The following is an 18,648-nucleotide window of genomic DNA, read 5'->3' on the forward strand; positions in this document are numbered from 1 at the left end:
CCTGAAAGGAAGCACCCACATGTCCAAGAACCCACATATCGGCATCGTCGTCGGCTCGACGCGAGAGGGCCGCTTCAGCGAGCGGGCGGCCGCATGGTTTCACAAGATTGCCGCTCGGCGCAGCGATCTCAGCGTCGAAATTGTCGACCTGCGCGACTACCCGATGCCATTCTTCGATGAGCCGGCATCGCCGGCCTGGATGCAGCCGAAGGATCACGTCGCAGAGCGTTGGGCGGCGAAGCTGGCCGCGTTGGACGGGTTCGTCTTCGTCACGCCGGAATACAATCACGGATACAGCGCAGTGCTGAAGAACGCGCTGGACTATGCCTTCCAGCAATTCAACCGCAAGCCGGCCGCCTTCGTCGGGTATGGCGGCGTCGGGGCCGCACGCGCCATCGAGCAACTGCGCATGGTTGCCGTCGAACTTCAGATGGCGCCGATCCCCAAGTCCGTGAACATCGGCATGGCCGAGTTCCTTGGCATCTGGCAGCAGGGCAAGGATTTCGCGGATTTTCCGCATCTCGAACAGGCGGCGGGCGTTCTGTTGGATGACTTTTCCTGGTGGAGCCACACGCTGCAGACAGGGCGTCAGGCCACATCCGCACTGGCTTCAGTCGGCTGAACGCGTTGGGTCGCCGCTCGGCCCAACCGGCGGCGGCCCAATCTGGTCCAGTGAAAGGGGATTGGTCATCAGTCGGAAGCTTGCTGTCGTCGTCACGGGAGCCACAGGCCAACAAGGCGGCGCTGTCGCGAAGAACCTGCTGGAGCGCGGCCACGAGGTTCGCGCCGTCACGCGCAATACCGACTCCGCGAAGGCAAGGAAGCTCGCAAACGCTGGCGCCACGCTCTTCCGCGCCTCACTCGAAGCCACGGCCACGCTCACCAAGGCGCTCGAAGGAGCGACCTCTCTCTTCGTGAGGACGACGCCATTCGAAGGAGGTCCGCAAGCCGAGACGCGGCAGGGCAACTCCGCCGCGGACGCATCCAAGGCCGCAGGCGTACACCTCGTCTTCAACTCGGTCGGCTCTGCCAATCGACAGACGGGCGTCCCGCACTTCGACAGCAAGTACGAGGTCGAAAAGCACATCGCCGAGATCGGCGTGCGTGCCACGGTCCTGACAGCGTACACGTCCCTGCGCGCCGTGCTTGCCGAGCACACTACCTTCGACCCGAAGGTGGGTGCGGCCCTCACCCTCGCGGCTGCGGCCGGGGTCGGCAACGCCTACATGACCCGTATCGCCAGTCGGCTCGCCCAGATGAATGGCTGGACCGAAGAGCAGGTCGGTGCCTTAAAAACGGGCACCTCGACAAACGACGTCAAAATCGATGTGCTCGCCGGCCTGGCCAGGGAAGCGGCTGCCAATTCGGGAAACGTCGCCGACGTCACCTGGAAGGCCGCTCAATTCGCCGGCTGGAGCGATGAGCAACTAGCCGACGTGTTTGCTTACGTGGGGGCGACGGTATTTACGGGGTACTTCCTCAATTACGCACAAACGGATTTGGATGTCTAAGTGCGTCAAGGGGTCTGCGGAAGGTCATTCCTTCAACCGCGGTCGATGACATTGTTGAGAGATCCAACAGAGTAGCGACATGGTGAGGCCACTCATTCGCATAGGGGGTAGGTCCAGACGTCTGCCCGACGAGCGGTCGTGCGGTCTCCGTCGAGCCGCAGCGATCGCACCTTCGGGCGACAAAATGACAGCGACCATCCGCTTAGCTCGACTTCTGTGCGCTCTGAGGCGAATAGAAAAGGCCGATCAGGAGCAACAAAGAGGCTGGCAAGAGCATGCCGGCAACGCCAACCGTGACTTGCGCAAACGCGCCGGCGGCGCACCCTAGCACAAAGCCAAGCACCAGGATGAGCGACGTCAATGATTGCCCCCACTCTTCCGGCTTCTCGGTGTAGCCGATGAGGCGACGAGCAGCGGCGGTGGCGAGCCCGGCGATGTTGCCTGTCATCAGCGAGAACGGCGGGCCGAGCCTGGTGTCGAGACGCTCGATGGCCGTCAACATCCCCATCGCGACGACGGCGAGAAGTGCACAGGCGGATACCGGCCCGGCATCGAAGATTGCAAGAAGAGCGGACATCGCGAACGCGGCTGCGGCGACCATGAGCGTCCAGAACGTCGCGCGTTCGAGAGGCTTGATCGAGGTGACCATGATCGCCGCCAAACCCGCGCCCACCATGAAGAGAGGGAATGACATGATCTGAAGACCACGCAAACCACCTTTTTCGTGACCGACCAGCCCCAGCCCGAGGAGCACGACATTGCCGGTGACCAGTCCAACGAAAAGGCCGCCCAAATGAATGAAGAAGAGCGCGTCCGCGAATCCGGAGACGAATGCCAGTACCAGTGAATTGCTTTTCCCGCGAAGTATATTCAGCATTGTCTGCGGTGACCTCTATTGGTTGAGACTGATTCCGGCCCTTCTTGCAAAGCGGGCGCAGCAAGCGATCCACGCTTGTCCTCCGACGACGGCCGGGTGAGGCGATTTAACGACGCTATTCAGGTGCTGCGTGCTTTCTCCTTAATACCGGTCCGGTGCTCCAACGTGTGCTCGAAAGTGAAATCGAACCCTGTGGTCAGGGCCTCCACCTCCCTGGTGCGTCTCGACGACAAACCAGGGAGGCGACCGGTGATGATTATTTTGCGGGGTTCGGGCCAATCCGCTTGCCGTGGGTGACGCGTTCAGCGGCCTTGTGGACCATGGTGTAGGCATAATCGATGCCCATTCCGTAGGCGCCGGAATGCTCCTTCACCAGCGTGGTGACGGCGTCATAGGTTTCCTTCCGCGCCCAGTCGCGCTGCCACTCAAGGAGGACCTGCTGCCAGGTCACCGGAATGACGCCGGCTTGAACCATGCGGTCCATTGCGTATTTGTGTGCGTCGGCCGAAGTGCCGCCGGAAGCATCGGCAACCATGTAGATTTCGTAGTCCGAAACATCGCGGAGAGCCGAGAGTGCGAAGGTCGTGTTGCAGACTTCGGTCCACAGACCTGACACGACAATCTTCTTGCGGCCGTTCGCAGCATTCTTCGCCATGCCCATKCCGTAGGCGCCGGAATGCTCCTTCAMCAGCGTGGTGACGGCGTCATAGGTTTCCTTCCGCGCCCAGTCGCGCTGCCACTCAAGGAGGACCTGCTGCCAGGTCACCGGAATGACGCCGGCTTGAACCATGCGGTCCATTGCGTATTTGTGTGCGTCGGCCGAAGTGCCGCCGGAAGCATCGGCAACCATGTAGATYTCGTAGTCCGRAACATCGCGGAGAGCCGAGAGTGCGAAGGTCGTGTTGCAGACTTCGGTCCACAGACCTGACACGACAATCTTCTTGCGGCCGTTCGCAGCATTCTTCGCCAGCGCATCGCGGACGTTCTGATCGTCCCAGGAGTTCATCGAAGTGCGCTCGAGGATGTCGTTTTCCGGGAAGACGGCGAGCAGTTCGGGATAGGTGTGGCCGGAGAAGGATTCGGTCTCGACGGTGGTGATCGTCGTCGGAATATCGAAGACCTTGGCGGCCTTGGCGAGGCCCACGACGTTGTTCTTCAGCACTTGCCGATCGATCGACTGGACACCGAATGCCATCTGCGGCTGCTGGTCGATGAAAATGAGCTGGCTGTTGACGGGGGTCAGGACTTCGAGTGTCGTTTTCCGGGAAGACGGCGAGCAGTTCGGGATAGGTGTGGCCGGAGAAGGATTCGGTCTCGACGGTGGTGATCGTCGTCGGAATATCGAAGACCTTCGCTGCCTTTGCGAGGCCGACGACGTTGTTCTTCAGCACTTGCCGATCGATCGACTGGACACCGAATGCCATCTGCGGCTGCTGGTCGATGAAAATGAGCTGGCTGTTGACGGGGGTCAGGACTTCGAGTTTGCTGGACATGGATTATCTCCTCTTTGAGTTGGTGGGAAGCAGGGCGTCTGCCGCCGCCTTCGCCGGTTTCTGCGGTAAACTTGTTTGGTGAGAATAGGTGTAGTCCCGTTGATTGCGTCGAGTAATTGCAATAAAAATTGCGAATGAATTGCGTTTTTGGAAATAATCAAGATGAACGACTACAAGGCCCTGCGCATCTTCCTGCTTGCCGCCGAAAAACGAAATTTTGCCCAGGTAGCGCGGGAGCTCAACTTGGCGCCCGCCGCGATCACACGGGCCATTTCCACTCTGGAAGACGATCTCGGCATCCAGCTTTTCGTGCGCACGACGCGGCAGGTGTCGCTGACGACGGACGGGGCGATCTTCGCCGCACAGGTCCAGCCCGCCATGCCGGCGCTCGAAACGGCGCGCAATGACGTGATCGACGCCCACAAGGCGGATCAGGGGCGGCTTCGCATCAGCGCGCCGACCTGGTTTGGCAACAGTATGTGCCTGCCTTCGTGGCGACGCTGCAGTAAGCCACGCAAACTCATGGGCAGCCAACCCTCCTTCTCTGGCGGTCATCATCTTAACGTGGGGCGAGTGCCACCACCCTCATCGGATCTGCTGCCATTCGAAGCTGCGAACGCGGTCGAGGATATCCCCTTGTAATAGGCGCCACGCTTCGGCGTCGGATGGTTCACAACGACCTTCGCCCAAGAGGGGCGGGCCTTGCCCGTTGCTGGGGCACGGTCATCGCCGAGAGCGACAGATGAACAGATCAAGATTGAGACTGCCGCTATTGCGGCAGGTCCGGCCATGTTTTTCATTCTTTGATCCTTTGCGGGAGTTTAACTAACGATGCCGTGCGTTCCTCTGTCGCTGAACGGCCCTGCAGGCGCAGCCGAGCGCGCCGAAGAAGCCCTTGAGATCGGCGATCGGCAGGCGTGATGTCCAGGCGCCGGCGCCTTCCGGACCGCCCCAGGCGGCATAGCCACCGAAGGTCCTGACCGGTGACCAGTCGGGCATGACGGCGGCGTGACTGTCAGGATCATCGGCTTCTCCCCGAGTAATTGCCGGTTGCGGAAGTGGTTCCCCGATATTGCTTCTATCCCGCTGCAGGTTCTTGTCCGGAATGTCTGCTTTTTGAAGATTCTCCCGTTTACCCGCAACGAAGGGAAACTCGGCGGACGGCAGGGATACACCGTTCACATAACGGTGATTGCGCTCAACGCTGATGGCGCTGCCGGCATTCCGGCGTGGTGCCGACCACACGCGAGAAGGCGCGCGTGAAGTGGCTTTGGTCGGCAAAGCCACACGCCATTGCAATCTCGGCGATTGGCAGCGGTGAGGAGACGAGCAGGTCGCGAGCCTTATCGCGCGCGTTGGCCGGGCACGGTGCCAAGTCTTCGCGATCGGATCTCCGTATGATGGAGATTGGGGATGCGCCGACGATCGATCGGCGAATGGCGTTCGGCTCCTGGGTGCTTTCCGGGGCGGCCTCCCTATCGTACGACTCCCAACTAACAGGCGAACGAAAGACTGGCCAAGTTCTTCGTTCAAGCAATTGGACTAATGGAGGCACCCCCGCCGCCAGACCGAAGGCGTAACGCCCGTTTCGCCGACAAATGCCTTTGCGAAATGTTCAAGGCTGCCGAATCCGCACGCGCAGGCAATGTCCTCCAGCGAGAGGGTATGATTGGCGAGGTACGCCTTCGCCCTGTCGATCCGTGTGGCGATTGGCAATAGCGCGGTGCCGAGATCTTCCCGCAGGAACACCCTTGCCGCCTTTCCACCGCTCGCCTCAATCGGCTCGCCATACCGGTGCAGGAGGTGGGCGCAGATAGCGACTGCTACAGGCCCCAGGGGCGCCGGTGAAGGCGCTTTTCCGCTACCGGCGAAAAATGCCAGCAGCGCCGTACCGAGATTGCAAAGCACCGAATCCGGTTCGCCACGACGGCACACCAGGCGGCGTGGTCCGGTGTCCGGCGATAGCTCCGCCGTCTCGCCGAACAGGGCCTTGGGTAGCACGAAGGCCAGCGAGCGCAGTCGACTGTTGAGGCGAATGGCCGCCCCGTCCCCGAGATCGACGATGCAGATCGTGCCACGCCCAAAGCGGCGAACCGGAGCGCAGGAGCCGTCCGACCGGATGTCTGCGTGTTCGGCGTCCTCTAGATAGAGCATGAGGAAGTAGGACTCGCAGGCCGGAAGTCGAACGTCGTTTGCGTCACCCGCCCAAAGCTCCCGGCAAATGCTGGTCACGGAAAAGCTCGCGGCGCGGATTGGTACGGTGGTCAGGCACGGGGCTTCAGGCGTCCCGAAGCAGACGCCCACGCATGCCATGTCTTTACTATATAAGCTCAAACGACAATCTCTTCGCGACTTCTATGGAACGAACCTACCGAAACAAGGCCGGATCTATTCCTAGACTTTATTCCAGCCTGTGTTCGCGTGCAACGTGAACGCGAATCGGATTCGCATTCTGCGGGTTTCACACGAGCGCGCCCAAATGCGGCTTTCAAGCTCGGCGACAGTCGGCGCAACCGTGCTGCCGTAGCGGATCGCGCTACGTGGTGGACTTGTCCATGCTGTCGCCACGGACTTGGGTCGGGCCCTTCTGAGCTGAGGTGCCCAGCACCGCGTGGAGTGCCGGGTCGTTCTGGCGCAGGCGTTCGTCGATCCATCGGATGGCCCAGTCGTAGGCCCCGGCAAACAATTCGGAATGCCGGCTCCAATCCATGAAGCTCACCGCGCTCGAACCCGGCGGACAAACCAAGACATCCTCTGGGCCAATGGCAATGTCCTGCGGCCGGTGTGCCAGCATGCTCGCAGCAATCACCTGAATCATGCTCGGCACCTTTGGCAAGCTGGCGCGACCGAAAGGGTTTAGCCAGGCGAGCGCCAACTCGGAAGCTCCGGGGATGCGGTCATAGTCGATGTGGTATTTCTGTGGACCACCTGACTCCAAGCTCGCGACGACATTGGGCCCGGTCTTGAGTTCCTTCATCTGTTCGAGCGGCAGATTGTTCATGATCGCGCCATCCACGAGCATATCGCCGTCACCCGTAAAGAATGGCGGCAGGACACCGGGGATCGAGCCTGACGCGCGAACCGCCTGCCAGAGCTTTCCGCGGCGATGAACATGAGGCTGACGAGTGCTGAGATTTGTCGAAAGCGCAAAGAACGGAAGCCACAGATCCTCAATCAGAACGTCGCCGTACTCGGCCTGAAGGGCCCGATCGAACACCTTGTGATCCAGGAGAGCGAAATGCGGCAGGGTGGGACGACGAAACGCTCGACCCTTGATGAATATGTTGTGCGTGCCTTGGTCGATCTCATCGGCATTCAGCCCTCTGGCGAAACCGGCCATCATTGCCGCTCCGGAACTTGTCCCACCGAGATAGTCGAAGCAAGCGCCCGCCTCGACGAAGGCCTTGCAAACACCAAGATGCGTACAGCCGAGGGACCCGCCCCCCGCCGCTACGAAGCCCCTTGCCTTGCCGGAAAAGAATCGGACCAGGCGTTGGATGTCAGACCCGTCCCCCAGTGCAACATGGTGATGATGGCCAACATCCGTTGCCGAGCGTTTGTCGTGAATAAGGATGAGCCGCGCGGTCGAGGGTGAATGAACCGATAGCGCCAGTTCCTCGGACCGGTTCAGGCGGGGCGAGCAGGACGCGTCGGCGAGCAGCAGGACGCTATCCGCCTGGCGAATGCAGACCCGTGTCCATTCACTGGGCTCTTCATCGGCAACATAGACGATGATCTCGGTCTTGGCCTCGAGTTCGTTCAACCAGTTGAGAACCGACTGATCGTCGATCGGACGACCGGCGAACCGCGCTTCAATGTCAGGCCGGGCAAGGAACTCAGCGCGCATTCCCGCCGCGAACGCCGCTCGCAGGTGATGGACGAAGACTGGTGAAATGCGACTTCCGCCAGCTGGAATGATCGCAAGCGTTCGGATCTTGGCAGGTTCCTTTGGGCGCGATGAATTCGGAGACTGCATGGCGAACCGGCGCGCGAGAAACGTGGTGACCGCCTGCCGCAGGCTTGGCAAAGCCTTGGCCGCTTTCTCGAACTGGCTGCCGCGGATTTCAAGGACGATCGAATCGCGGGCAGCCAGCACGGTCGCCATGCGGGGCAGCCCTGCAAAAAAACCGACCTCACCGACGAGCTCGCCCTGGCCGATCTCAGCGACCGCGCCAGCATAGTCTTCCTTATGCACCGTAAAGCGGCCCGATAGCACGATAAAGAACCGATCCGATGGCTCACCTTCGAGAACCAGAGCCTCCCCACGTCGCAATATCCGCCTGTCGGATTCGGCAGCCAAAGCCTCGAGTGCCGCCAAAGACGCCCGATCGAACATCAATGTCGCTGACAATAATCTCGCTGCAAAGGACTCGACGGAAGACATTTGCACCACTCCACGAGACGCGATCGCTCCCACCAACAATAATGCGTTTCGCTCAAATGCGCTTCAAGGCGCAGTGGCTCAAAAAAAGCGATGCCACCCCTGTGGCAGCCAAGTTTGTAATCCGTCCTACCGCAAAGCAGACGGGTCGATCGTTGATGTCAGCCTCGTGATTGATGGACGAATGACGTCGTCGGCCGAGGGGAGACTGCTGGCAATGTGATGAAGCTGCCGGTCGTGGAGTTGCACACAATCGGCGCAGGAAGCCGCCGCTACAGGCGTGCTTGCCGTCGCGAAGGGCACGATGACCAAGGCCATCAGAACGCTTACCATGCGCCGCGGCTGCCCTCGTCCGAGAGCACTTAATTCAAGGCATCACGGATGGCATGTATCGCACTTAGTGCCGTCCGCGTCCGATCCGTGCTGAGGAACTGTGGCCAACTTGAGAGGATCACAGCGGCGAAGTCGCCTTCCGGGTCGATATAGATCAACTGACCGAACACGCCGCGTGCCATATAGGCGCGTCTTTTCTGGTCCTCGATCCAAAACTGGTTATGATAAGTGCCGTGCGGCAAGGTCTCGCAATAGTTGTCTCCAAGCGGGTACGATTTTCCGTAGCGAGTTTCTTCGATCCATCTTGAGGGAACAACCTGCCGACCACCAATGTTGCCTTGCCCGAGGTGCAACAACGCGAAGCGTCCGTAGTCACGCAGCGTGGCATTGAAGCCACCGTCACCAAGCGCATAGCCTGCGGGATCCACCGTGAAATAGGCATCCTCCTCAGCCCCCATACGCGACCACAATTCGCGGCTTACGAGCTCAGATAGCATCAGACCGCTTACCCGCTGAAGAACGAAGGCGAGTGCGTCTGTTTCGATTGATCGATAGCGGAACGAAGCCCCGTGTGGGCACTCGGCCTCCTTCAGCGTGAGGATCAGTTCCCAAACGTTCGTCGGCCAGTCTGGCTGATGTCCGTCTTTCCAACCGCTTGCGACATCCAACTGCGCCATGTGGGAATCTTGGGCAGTGTAGGTCTCGTCGAATACCACGCCACTGGTCATATCCAGCACATGTTGAACGGTAGCACCCCGGTACGCCGTGGTTTCGAGTTCGGGGAGATACTGGGTGAGTGGAGCGGCCGGATCGATTTCACCGCGTTCGATAAGAATGCCCGCCACGGTGCCGACAATGGATTTGGCCACCGATTGCGAGAGGTGCGGCGTCCTGGCGGTCATGCCGCTGAGATACCTCTCCGCGACGACTTTCCCGCGGTGCAGAACGAGAAACGCGTTGGTATACTGCGCTTGCATGAAGTTTGCGACCGTCCGGCGGGTTCCGTCCAGCTCGAACTCCAAGCGATCAATATCCTGATGCGCACTGAGCATTTCCGTTGGTCCACCCTGACCTCGCCAAACCTGTGCTGTGGGCACGATCGAACGCACGTTCTGGAAGGTCCAGCGATTCCACGGCGCGCGATCCCACTCCGCCCGCGGGACAAGGGGTGCGCCGGGTTTGCTGGGATCACGGAAGGTTGGCGTAGAGCTCGATGTCATCAGTACTTCTCGCATTTCCTTGATACTACTAGTCTTTTCGCCTTAGGTACGATCCGCCGACGAACTCGCCGAACAACTGACCCATCTCGCTCATTGTCGCAAAATTGCGCTTCGCCTTGGGGCCGAGCTTCACAGCCACAGAGTCGATCATGAGGTTGAGGATCACTCCAAGGCTCGCCGTCGAGTCCCAGAAGGTTTTCACGTGTGTGTGCCCCTCAAAGACAAGCGGCGTGTAGGTGAAGCCCCAATGACTGTAGCGGTCGGTCACAATGATAAGTGGAATTCCGAATGCTTTGAGCTTGTCAGCCAGCTTGATCCCTCGGGCGGCGTAGGCGGCAGTATCAACCAGTACAACCACGCTCTGTTTGGGATCGCTTGAGAGGACTTCGCCAAAGGTGCCTGTAGCGTTGTCGGCGAAGAGAACGTTTGGGCGCGCCCATAGCAGGCGGCTCGAGAAATCCATCGCCAAACCTTTGGACGCCTGGAATCCGACGACATAGACGTGGCGGGTCTTGGCAAGAAGCGTTGCTGCCTCATCCCATTGTTCAGTCGCAGTCAGCCCATACGCCTTCACGATCGCGTCCAGCTCAAGTTTCAAGCTCTCTTGGAGTTCCTGCTGTCGGCTGTTGCGGACCTGGAAACGCGCCATGTAGTCATCGACTTCTCCGTCTCTCTCTACAACAGAGCTGCGCATCCGGTTCTTCAGATCGCGAAGATTTTCAAAGCCAAGAGATCGTACGAAACGCGTCACCGTCATCTCGCTCACGCCTACTGCGCGCGCGATGGTGCTGCCCGTCTCAAAGGGCAACAATTGAACATTATCGAGCATGTAGACAGCGAGGCTCTGCTCCGAGGGAGAGAATTCGTTCATGCGCGCGCGGAGGATCGCTTCAATGTCGATCTTCTCCGCACCAGCCTCGTTCGAGCTTTCGTCATTGGCAAATGTCACTGTCATCACTCCCGCATGCTACCTGCAAAGACAGGGGGAAATCCTTGCCCCCATATGCCGTTGTTACGATCCAGACCTTCTTCGAGCTGGCGTCCGACAGCAAGCAGCAAGTCCTCGCGCCCGAACCGGGCCACCAGCTGGCTGCCGATAGGGATTCCGCCTGAGGATGTTCCCGTCGGAAGCGAGATTGCTGGCTGACCAGTGCCATTGAAAAGAGCTGTAAACGTTTCCTTCGGTTCGAGGTCGGCGAAGACATCGTCCGCATCGATTTCCGGCCGCGCGGGGTCAAATGTCCCCACGATCTCCGGCAGAATGGCGCTGGTCGGCGTCAAGAGGAGATCGTATTGATTGAAGAAGCGGCCGATTTGGCGCGTCACATCGTCATAAGTGGCAAGCGCACCGATCAGTTCCGCGCCGCTAAGCGTCGTTCCGTAGCGATGCAAGGCCAGGACAGTGGTGCCAACAGTTTCAGGGCCGAGCTTCCTTTGCATGTGTTCTGCAATTTTCGACAATCCCGAAGCGCTATCGGCTGCCCAGATGATTTTCTGTGCATGGAGAAACGCGGCGTAGTCGAATTCTGGCCGCGCTTCCACGACGTGATGACCAAGGGCAGCTAACAGTCCCGCCGTCATTCTTACAGCGTTCACGACTTCGGGATCACATTGGAACCCCGACCAGGAGTCTGTGCAGAGTGCGATGCGCAAGCCCTTCGGCGGACGCTGAATTGTCTCGCTATAGCTGCTGGTCGGCCTGCAAATCTCGTATCCATCCCCAGCGTCAGGGCCATTGGATAGATCCAGCAGGAGGGCCGTGTCGCGAATTGATCTTGTCAACATGAATGCCGTGGCGAGTCCCAGAAGCGGAGCGTTGGCGCGTGGAGATCCGGTAATGCGCCCGCGTGAGGGTTTGAGCCCGATCAGTCCACAGAAGGAGGCGGGATTGCGGATCGATCCGCCACCGTCGCTGCCCTGCGCGAATGGCACAATGCCCGCTGCAACTGCCGCGGCCGCACCGCCGCTTGACCCCGCGACGCCGCGCTTGGGATCCCATGGATTAGAGGTGTTGCCGTAGAGCAGCGTTTCTGTCGTTGCGGCCACGCCGAACTCCGAGCTGGTCGTACGGCCGACATTGACCAGGCCCGCGTTTCTAAGTCGTTCCCAATAAACGGCGTCCTGCGTCGCCCGGTTTCCCTCAGCAAGCCGACTGCCGAACTCGGCAGGGCGCCCCGCCTCGACCGGAAAGTCCTTTGTCAGTGTCGGGATCCCGTAGAACGGGCCCGGGCCCGGCTTCTCCGGAAGGCAATCCAAGGCGTCGGAGTACAGTTCTATGACGGCATTGATCTTTGAGTTCACTGCCGCCACCGAGCTCGTAATGCACCGCCCCAAATCTCTCGGGCTTACGTCACCCTTTGCCAAGAGTTGCGCAAGGCCGACGCCATCGTAGGTGACGTACTCATCGAGGCGCATGGCACATTCCTTGTCTTGCATGGGGCTTTAGGTGGGTGACTGAACCGACAAGCTCGCGGGTGTAGCTATCTTGTGGCTTGTTCAGGACCTGTTGTGTCGGGCCGCTCTCAACGATCCTGCCTCCCTTAAAGACATAGACCCGTTGGCAAATGCTGTTGACGACGCCGAGATCGTGGGAAATGTAGAGCAATGCGAGTTGCCGCTCGCGCTGAAGTCTGCCCAGGAGTTCCAGGATTTGTGCCTGTGTTGTCACGTCCAAAGCGGACGTGATTTCGTCTGCGATCAACAATTCTGGCTCTAGCGAGAGTGCCCTGGCCAAGCCGACACGCTGGCATTGGCCGCCAGATAGCTGTCGGGGGCGACGCTCTCGCAACGCCCTCGGCAGCTCGACCATCTCCAGAAGGTCGTCTGCGCGCATTAGAGCCGAGCGTCGGTCTGACAGGCCGTGCCTCCATATCGGCTCGGCGACGGCGTCCCGGACACTCATTCGGGGGTTGAGGGAATCGTACGGATTCTGGAAGACCATTTGCACGCGCCGTTGGAAACGCATGAGCTCCGCGCCGCTCAACTCATGCACATCGCTGCCATCGAAACTGATCGCGCCATTGCTCGGCTTGTTCTGCCGTACAATCGCCCGCGCGAGCGTGCTCTTGCCCGATCCGCTTTCGCCGACGATGCCCACCGTTTCTCCGGCGCTGACCTGAAGATCGACTTCGTTCAGGGCAAGGAATGGGATTCGTTTGGATGCCGAACCGGTTAGGAGATTGCCTCGCGGCACGAACGACACGGAAAGCTTGTCAACGCTGATCAGGGGGGTGGACCGCGATGCAGGCGCTTGATCACCGGTGTTGCTCCAGCCGTTTGGCTGCGACGCGATCAGGAGCTGTGTGTAGCTGCTTTTGGGGCGGTTAATGATTTCCTCAGTCGGGCCCTGTTCAACAATTTCTCCGTTGCGCATGACGATCACGCGCGAGCAGGTGCTGGCGATTGCGGCCAGATCATGAGAAATCAGGATGATCGACAAGCCGCGATTTCGGTTCAGATCGCGCAGAAGCTTAAGGATGCGCGCCTGGACAGTAACGTCTAGTGCTGTGGTCGGCTCGTCGGCGATCAGTAGCTTCGGTCCACAGCCGATTGCAGCGGCGATCATGGCCCGCTGTTTCATTCCACCGGAGAATTCGTGCGGATAAGAACGCGATCGCGCGTGCGCATCGTCGATGCCAACATCCTCAAGCAGCTGGATTGTCCGCCGCTCTCCTTCGCGCTTCGATATTCCCAGATGCCGCACCATCGGTGCTGCGACTTGCTTGCCGATGCGACGGAGCGGGTCGAGATGTGAAGCGGGGTTCTGGAAGATCATACCGAGTTCGCGGCCGCGGATCGAGCACCAGTCAGGCTCGCCAAGTTCGAGAAGGCTTCGCCCCTCCAACCGGACAGCGCCCGTGGTTGTTGCTGTCCTCGGAAGAATGCCCATGAGCGCGCGGCAAGTGAGGGACTTCCCAGACCCGCTTTCCCCGACGATGCCGAGGATTTCGCCAGCATTGACACTAAACGACACGCCTTTGACAGTATCGAGGGATCCGAAGGAGATCGACAGGTTTTCAACCTCCATCAATGGTGAGAGCTTGCTTGCCATGCTCATGCGGCCACCTCCCGACGCTGCCATTGGCCGAGACCGTCTCCGAGAAAGGCGAAGCCCAGTCCGAGTGAAATTGCCGCGAGACCTGGGAAGAGGCAGATCCACCATGCTTGCTGGATGAACGCCTGTCCGTCGGCAATGATGACGCCCCATTCTGCGAGCGGCGGCTGAGCGCCCATGCCGAGATAGCCAAAGCTCGCCCCGGCCAGCATGACCAGTACGGCGTCGCTTACGGCATAGGCAATGACTGGTCCGATCGCGTTCGGCAAAACGTGTTGGAAAAGGACCGCTCGTCTCGGGTAGCCGAGGCATTCGGCGGCGCGGACGAATTCGCTTTCGCGAACCGTCAGGACTTCGGCTCTGACAAGACGCGCGTAGCTGACCCAGCCGACGATCGTCAGTGCGATGATAAAATTGACGAGGCCCGGTCCGATCACGCCGACGATTGCCAGAACCAAGACAAAAAATGGAAAGGCGACCGTAAGGTCATAGACCCGCATGAAGACGCTATCGACCATGCCTCCGAAGTAACCGCTGAAGAGCCCGACGATGGTGCCGATTACAAGCGGAGGCAGGACGCCGATGACACAAAGAAACAGGTCCACGCGCGCTGCGTAACGCCTAGATATAAAGTTGCCGCAACGAGCGGTAGTCTTGTTGCTGTTCCCATTTCCGCGCCTCCCAGCGTCGATCGTTTTTGGTGGTAGTCGGGCTTGTTCGGGTGAGAGTATGTTAGCAATCCAACATTGGTCAATATGAACGATAAAAAAATATCAAATCTTGCGATGAACAGGCATTCAGTAGACTGAACGAGAACGCGTGTTGGAACCGTTCCACCGCCCAAAGCCGCTGAGCAAAGGCTGTTACGGCGCGCGCACGGGTCGCTGTTAGCCCAGGCGCCTGTCTTGTTGACGGAAATGAAACCTGCGCGAAATCCCGCGTGAATGAATGTCGAATGCGGCCACATGTCGTTTTGGCTTGCGCAGGTGACTTTAGTGAAGCTAAAGTTTTTCCTCAAATCAGGACAAAGCGGAAAGACGATATGAGCTTCGACGAACGGGTGACGCGGCAGAAGGGCGTCGGGCAGTTCCCCATTTCTCCACAATTTCCGCCCGCCGTTTCACTTGGCCGCGCGCTTCGGCAAAGGCGCAAGGAGATCGGCAAGACGATGCGACAGGTCGCGTTTGAGGTTGGGCTCAGCGAGGGCTTCATCAGCCAGATCGAGCGCGGTCTTTCGACGCCCTCGCTGATCTCGCTCTACAACCTTGCCTCTGCCCTCGGCGCCAGCGTGGAGGCCTTTCTGCAGCAGGTGCCACATCCCACCTATTCCATGGTCTCGCATGCCAGCGAACGGCACGGTTACAGCATCGAGGCGGAGGAGCGGGTATATCAACTGTTGCAGCGCGGCTTTCCCGATGCTCGGCTCAACAGCTGCATCACGCACATGCCACCCGGCTATGTCTCCGAGTTGACGCGTCACGAAGGCGAGGATTTCCTGTATCTGATCGAGGGCGAGATGCTCTACGAGGTCGGTGACAGGCAATACCGACTGACGGCGGGGGACACGCTGCACTTTCCCGCCTCGCTGCCGCATCGCGCCTGCAATGTCGGTCCCGGCGAGGCGAGGGAACTATGGGTTGGAACGACGCGGATCATACCGGAGCGGTGACTGGCCGTTACTGCATGTTTCCTCAAATCCTATTCGATTTAAGGATCAAAACATGCAGCAGTTCAAAGTGCTACAGCGACCTTTGCGTGTCTAATAAGACGCGCGGCGCTGTAGGTGTCGGATTTGAGCTTGTTTCAGACGAAATTCTCACGAAGGCGATTGACAAGCGACCATCATAAACTTTAGCCTGACTAAAGTATCGGAACGGGAGGTGGAGGTCGCCCGATCCGGTAAACGCTGCCTTGCCGGTTCCATGCCTCGTGACAGGGCCAGCCCGCAAGGTGGGACGATCAAGGCCCGTGCAGCTGCGCGGGAATGCAATTCCAGAACAATAACACGGGAGCAGGCGGCACCAGGTGAAATCCTGGCCGGCTGAAGGAGGAAACATGCGCGTACAAAGACTGGTAAGCGGAGCGATGGTGGCGCTGGCGCTGGCGACGACTCATGCGCTGGCCGAAACGCCGAAGAACACGCTCGTCGTGGCCGACACCATCGACGACATCATCACGCTCGATCCTGGTGAAGTATCGGAACTCGGCGGCGTTCTCGCCGCGAACCAGATTTATCAGCCGCTGGTGAGCGTCGCGCCCGACGATTCCAGCAAGATCATCGGCGTGCTCGCCGAAACGTGGACGGCCTCGCCCGACGGCAAGACCTATACGTTCAAGATGCGCCCGGGGCTGAAGTTCGCCTCCGGCAATCCGGTGACGGCGAAGGATGCGGAATATTCGCTGCGCCGCGTGGTCCAGATGAAGTCGCGCTCAGCCTTCATCCTTACCCAGTTCGGCTTCACGCCGGAAAACGCCAACGAACGCATCAAGGCGACCGACGACATGACGCTGGTCATCGAGATCGGCGACACCTATGCACCCTCGTTCCTCTACTACTGCCTGTCTTCCTATGTGGGCGGCATCGTCGATTCCAAGCTTGTGCAGGAGCACGAGGTCAGCGGCGACTTCGGCAATGCATGGCTGAAGGCCGAAAATTCCGCCGGCTCTGGCCCCTATGTGCTGACGCGCTGGGAGCCGAAGCAATCGATCCTACTGACCCGCAACCCGAACTATGCCGGCGAAACCGGTGGGCTGGAGCGCATCTTCCTCCAGCACATTCCGGAAAGCGCGGCCCAGCGCCTGCTGCTCGAAAAGGGTGACATCGACATCGCCAACAAACTCGGCCCCGATGATTTCGGCGCGCTGGAGGACAATGCGGATGTCGGCTTCGTCGACGGCCGTTCGGGCACGATCTACTACATGGGCCTGAATGTGCGGAACGAGTATCTGGCCAAGCCCAAGGTCGTCGAGGCACTGAAGTATCTCGTGGACTATCAAGGTATCGTCGACACGATCTCACGCGGCACGATGGAGGTGCACCAGACGCTGGTGCCGAAGGGCTTCCTCGGTGCGATCGACTACAACCCCTACAAGCCGGACATCGAGAAGGCCAAGAAGCTGCTCGGCGAGGCCGGCGTTTCCGGCGAGTTCACGCTGGATTCCGTCGTCTGGAACACGCCGCCCTACACGGACTTTGCACAGGCCATCCAGGCGACCATGGCGCAGGCGGGCGTCAAGCTCAATCTGGAGGTGGTCGATGGCCAGCAATGGCTGGAGCGCTACCGCTCGGCAAGCCTCGACATCTGGTTCGGCCTGTGGGGACCTGACTATCCCGACCCGCATTCCAACGCCAAGGCTTTCGCCGTCAACAAGAAGGACGCGCCGGATGGCTCCACCGGTCTCGCCGACCGTTTCGGCTGGGATGCCGGAAAACTGTCGCAAGATGCGATGGCGGCTGTTCGCGAGCAGGATACGGTGAAGCGGCAGGCCATGTATCAGGCAATGCAGAAGGCCCATACCGACACTTCGCCCTTCCTCTACATGTTCCAGCAAGTCCGCAAGGTCGGGGTGCGCAGCTCGGTCAAGGGCCTCGTCCTGGGGCAGACCTTTTCCGACGACCGCTACTGGAACGTGAGCAAGTAAACGTCCGAACAGCACTCGGCCGCGAATGGGATTCGGTCCCGGTTCGCGGCCGAGCGTCGATCGCAAACAATCAAACCGGAGTGGGTCGTGCCGGCAGTTCTCTTCAACCGGGTTCTCGGCTTCACCGGCCGGATCCTTTTCCTGTTCGTGACCGTGGGCATCACCCTGCTCGGCCTCGTGGCGCTCACCTTCTGCATCGGCCGCATGGTGCCGATCGATCCGGTCCTCTCGGTGGTCGGCCAGAAGGCGAGCGAGGAAGTCTACCAGCGCGTCTTCCTCGAAATGGGGCTGGACAAGCCCCTCTGGCAGCAATTCCTTGTCTATGCCGGCAAGCTCGTGCAAGGCGATTTCGGTACGTCGTTCGTCACCAATCGGCCCGTGCTGTCCGACCTTGCCGGCTTCTTCCCGGCAACGCTGGAGCTGGCGACGCTCGGTCTGCTGATTGGCACGCTGGTAGGCGTACCCGTGGGGGTCGCCGCCGCCTACTGGCATGACCGATGGCCGGACTATCTCATACGCTTCGTCGGCCTTATCGGCTATTCCGTGCCGATCTTCTGGCTCGGGCTGGTCGGCCTCTTCGTCTTCTATTCCAGGCTCGACTGGGTGTCGGGACCAGGGCAGAGCGACATCTTCTTCCAGGGGATCGTCAAGCCGGTGACGGGTTCGTTGCTGATCGACTCGTTGATTGCCGGCGAATGGGAGGTCTTCGCCAATGCGTGGAGCCATATCGTGCTGCCGGCGGTGCTGCTCGGCTATTACAGCCTCGCCTATATCTCGCGCATGACGCGTTCGATGATGCTCGACCAGTTATCGAGGGAATATGTGCTGACGGCCCGTCTCAAGGGGGCGACGGAGTATCGGACCGTCATGCTCCATGCGCTGCGCAATGCCGCGATCCCGCTCGTGACGGTCATCGCGCTCTCCTATGGCGGCCTGCTCGAGGGTTCGGTGCTCGTCGAGACGGTCTTCGCCTGGCCGGGCATCGGCAACTACATCGCCTCATCGCTCTTCCGGGCTGATGTCAACGCCGTTCTCGGCGGCACGGTGCTTGTCGGCACCGTCTTCATCCTGCTCAACATGATCTCGGACGTGCTGTACCAGATGCTCGATCCGCGCTCCAACCTTCGTCGCCGGTAG

The 18,648-nt window shown here is 60.0% G+C and carries 13 protein-coding genes and 6 pseudogenes; 6 read left to right on the forward strand and 13 right to left on the reverse strand.

Features of this window, described 5'->3' with window-relative positions:
• Window positions 1-19 precede the first annotated feature (19 nt).
• Window positions 20-622 (forward strand): NAD(P)H-dependent oxidoreductase, encoded by a 603-nt coding sequence (locus ASD00_RS13665; RefSeq protein WP_025430311.1) that lies wholly within the window; start codon window positions 20-22, stop codon window positions 620-622.
• Window positions 623-683: 61 nt separating this feature from the next.
• On the forward strand, window positions 684-1,511 hold the full coding sequence (locus ASD00_RS13670) for an NmrA family NAD(P)-binding protein (RefSeq protein ID WP_057207150.1): 828 nt from the start codon (window positions 684-686) through the stop codon (window positions 1,509-1,511).
• A 202-nt stretch (window positions 1,512-1,713) separates the two neighbouring features.
• Here ASD00_RS13670 and ASD00_RS13675 read toward each other — a convergent pair whose 3' ends face one another.
• From ASD00_RS13675 to ASD00_RS38715, 4 genes and pseudogenes are all read right to left on the reverse strand, one after another.
• Window positions 1,714-2,388 carry a YoaK family protein gene (locus ASD00_RS13675; protein WP_057207151.1) on the reverse strand — a complete coding sequence of 225 codons (675 nt, stop codon included), beginning with the start codon at window positions 2,386-2,388 and terminating at the stop codon, window positions 1,714-1,716.
• A 256-nt stretch (window positions 2,389-2,644) separates the two neighbouring features.
• A pseudogene (locus ASD00_RS41175) lies at window positions 2,645-3,043 on the reverse strand (isochorismatase family protein); the annotation flags it as partial.
• Between the two features lie 51 nt (window positions 3,044-3,094).
• Window positions 3,095-3,676 (reverse strand): annotated as a pseudogene (locus tag ASD00_RS41180) (hydrolase); the annotation flags it as partial.
• Window positions 3,642-3,881, reverse strand: a pseudogene (locus tag ASD00_RS38715) (hydrolase); the annotation flags it as partial. The pseudogenes ASD00_RS41180 and ASD00_RS38715, both read right to left, overlap by 35 nt.
• Window positions 3,882-4,043: 162 nt before the next feature.
• Between ASD00_RS38715 and ASD00_RS13690 the strand changes: the two are divergent.
• Window positions 4,044-4,352 (forward strand): annotated as a pseudogene (locus tag ASD00_RS13690) (LysR family transcriptional regulator); the annotation flags it as partial.
• Between the two features lie 354 nt (window positions 4,353-4,706).
• Here the strand turns inward: ASD00_RS13690 and ASD00_RS40930 are convergent.
• From ASD00_RS40930 to ASD00_RS13725, 9 genes and pseudogenes are all read right to left on the reverse strand, one after another.
• Window positions 4,707-4,880 (reverse strand): annotated as a pseudogene (locus ASD00_RS40930) (hypothetical protein); the annotation flags it as partial.
• A 199-nt stretch (window positions 4,881-5,079) separates the two neighbouring features.
• Window positions 5,080-5,229 (reverse strand): annotated as a pseudogene (locus tag ASD00_RS41640) (helix-turn-helix domain-containing protein); the annotation flags it as partial.
• Window positions 5,230-5,423: 194 nt separating this feature from the next.
• The gene (locus ASD00_RS13695; protein WP_244496046.1) at window positions 5,424-6,113 is read right to left on the reverse strand and encodes a helix-turn-helix domain-containing protein; all 690 of its coding nucleotides are present in this window, start codon (window positions 6,111-6,113) and stop codon (window positions 5,424-5,426) included.
• Between the two features lie 304 nt (window positions 6,114-6,417).
• Window positions 6,418-8,265 carry a patatin-like phospholipase family protein gene (locus tag ASD00_RS13700; protein WP_082523547.1) on the reverse strand — a complete coding sequence of 616 codons (1,848 nt, stop codon included), beginning with the start codon at window positions 8,263-8,265 and terminating at the stop codon, window positions 6,418-6,420.
• 359 nt (window positions 8,266-8,624) lie between these two features.
• Window positions 8,625-9,815: a serine hydrolase gene (locus ASD00_RS13705; protein ID WP_057207155.1), complete on the reverse strand. Its 1,191-nt coding sequence runs from the start codon at window positions 9,813-9,815 to the stop codon at window positions 8,625-8,627.
• Window positions 9,816-9,843: 28 nt separating this feature from the next.
• The gene (locus ASD00_RS13710; RefSeq protein ID WP_239637612.1) at window positions 9,844-10,764 is read right to left on the reverse strand and encodes a MurR/RpiR family transcriptional regulator; all 921 of its coding nucleotides are present in this window, start codon (window positions 10,762-10,764) and stop codon (window positions 9,844-9,846) included.
• A 5-nt stretch (window positions 10,765-10,769) separates the two neighbouring features.
• The gene (locus ASD00_RS13715) at window positions 10,770-12,230 is read right to left on the reverse strand and encodes an amidase (protein WP_057207156.1); all 1,461 of its coding nucleotides are present in this window, start codon (window positions 12,228-12,230) and stop codon (window positions 10,770-10,772) included.
• Entirely contained in the window at window positions 12,217-13,872 is a 1,656-nt protein-coding gene (locus ASD00_RS13720) for an ABC transporter ATP-binding protein (protein ID WP_156585549.1), read from the reverse strand. Before ASD00_RS13720 ends, ASD00_RS13715 begins: the two co-directional genes overlap by 14 nt.
• A complete protein-coding gene (locus tag ASD00_RS13725) occupies window positions 13,869-14,474 on the reverse strand; it encodes an ABC transporter permease (protein WP_244496047.1) in 606 nt (201 codons plus the stop codon). Before ASD00_RS13725 ends, ASD00_RS13720 begins: the two co-directional genes overlap by 4 nt.
• 437 nt (window positions 14,475-14,911) lie before the next feature.
• Here ASD00_RS13725 and ASD00_RS13730 point away from each other — a divergent pair, with 437 nt between their 5' ends.
• The 3 genes from ASD00_RS13730 to ASD00_RS13740 all read left to right on the forward strand — a co-directional run bounded on the left by ASD00_RS13730 (window position 14,912) and on the right by ASD00_RS13740 (window position 18,648).
• Complete coding sequence (locus tag ASD00_RS13730; protein WP_057207158.1) at window positions 14,912-15,538, forward strand: cupin domain-containing protein; 627 nt, start codon at window positions 14,912-14,914, stop codon at window positions 15,536-15,538.
• A gap of 386 nt (window positions 15,539-15,924) precedes the next feature.
• Entirely contained in the window at window positions 15,925-17,511 is a 1,587-nt protein-coding gene (locus tag ASD00_RS13735) for an ABC transporter substrate-binding protein (protein WP_057207159.1), read from the forward strand.
• Window positions 17,512-17,598: 87 nt separating this feature from the next.
• On the forward strand, window positions 17,599-18,648 hold the full coding sequence (locus ASD00_RS13740; RefSeq protein ID WP_057207160.1) for an ABC transporter permease: 1,050 nt from the start codon (window positions 17,599-17,601) through the stop codon (window positions 18,646-18,648).

Source organism: Ensifer sp. Root31 (assembly GCF_001424825.1).
Lineage (GTDB): Bacteria > Pseudomonadota > Alphaproteobacteria > Rhizobiales > Rhizobiaceae > Ensifer > Ensifer canadensis.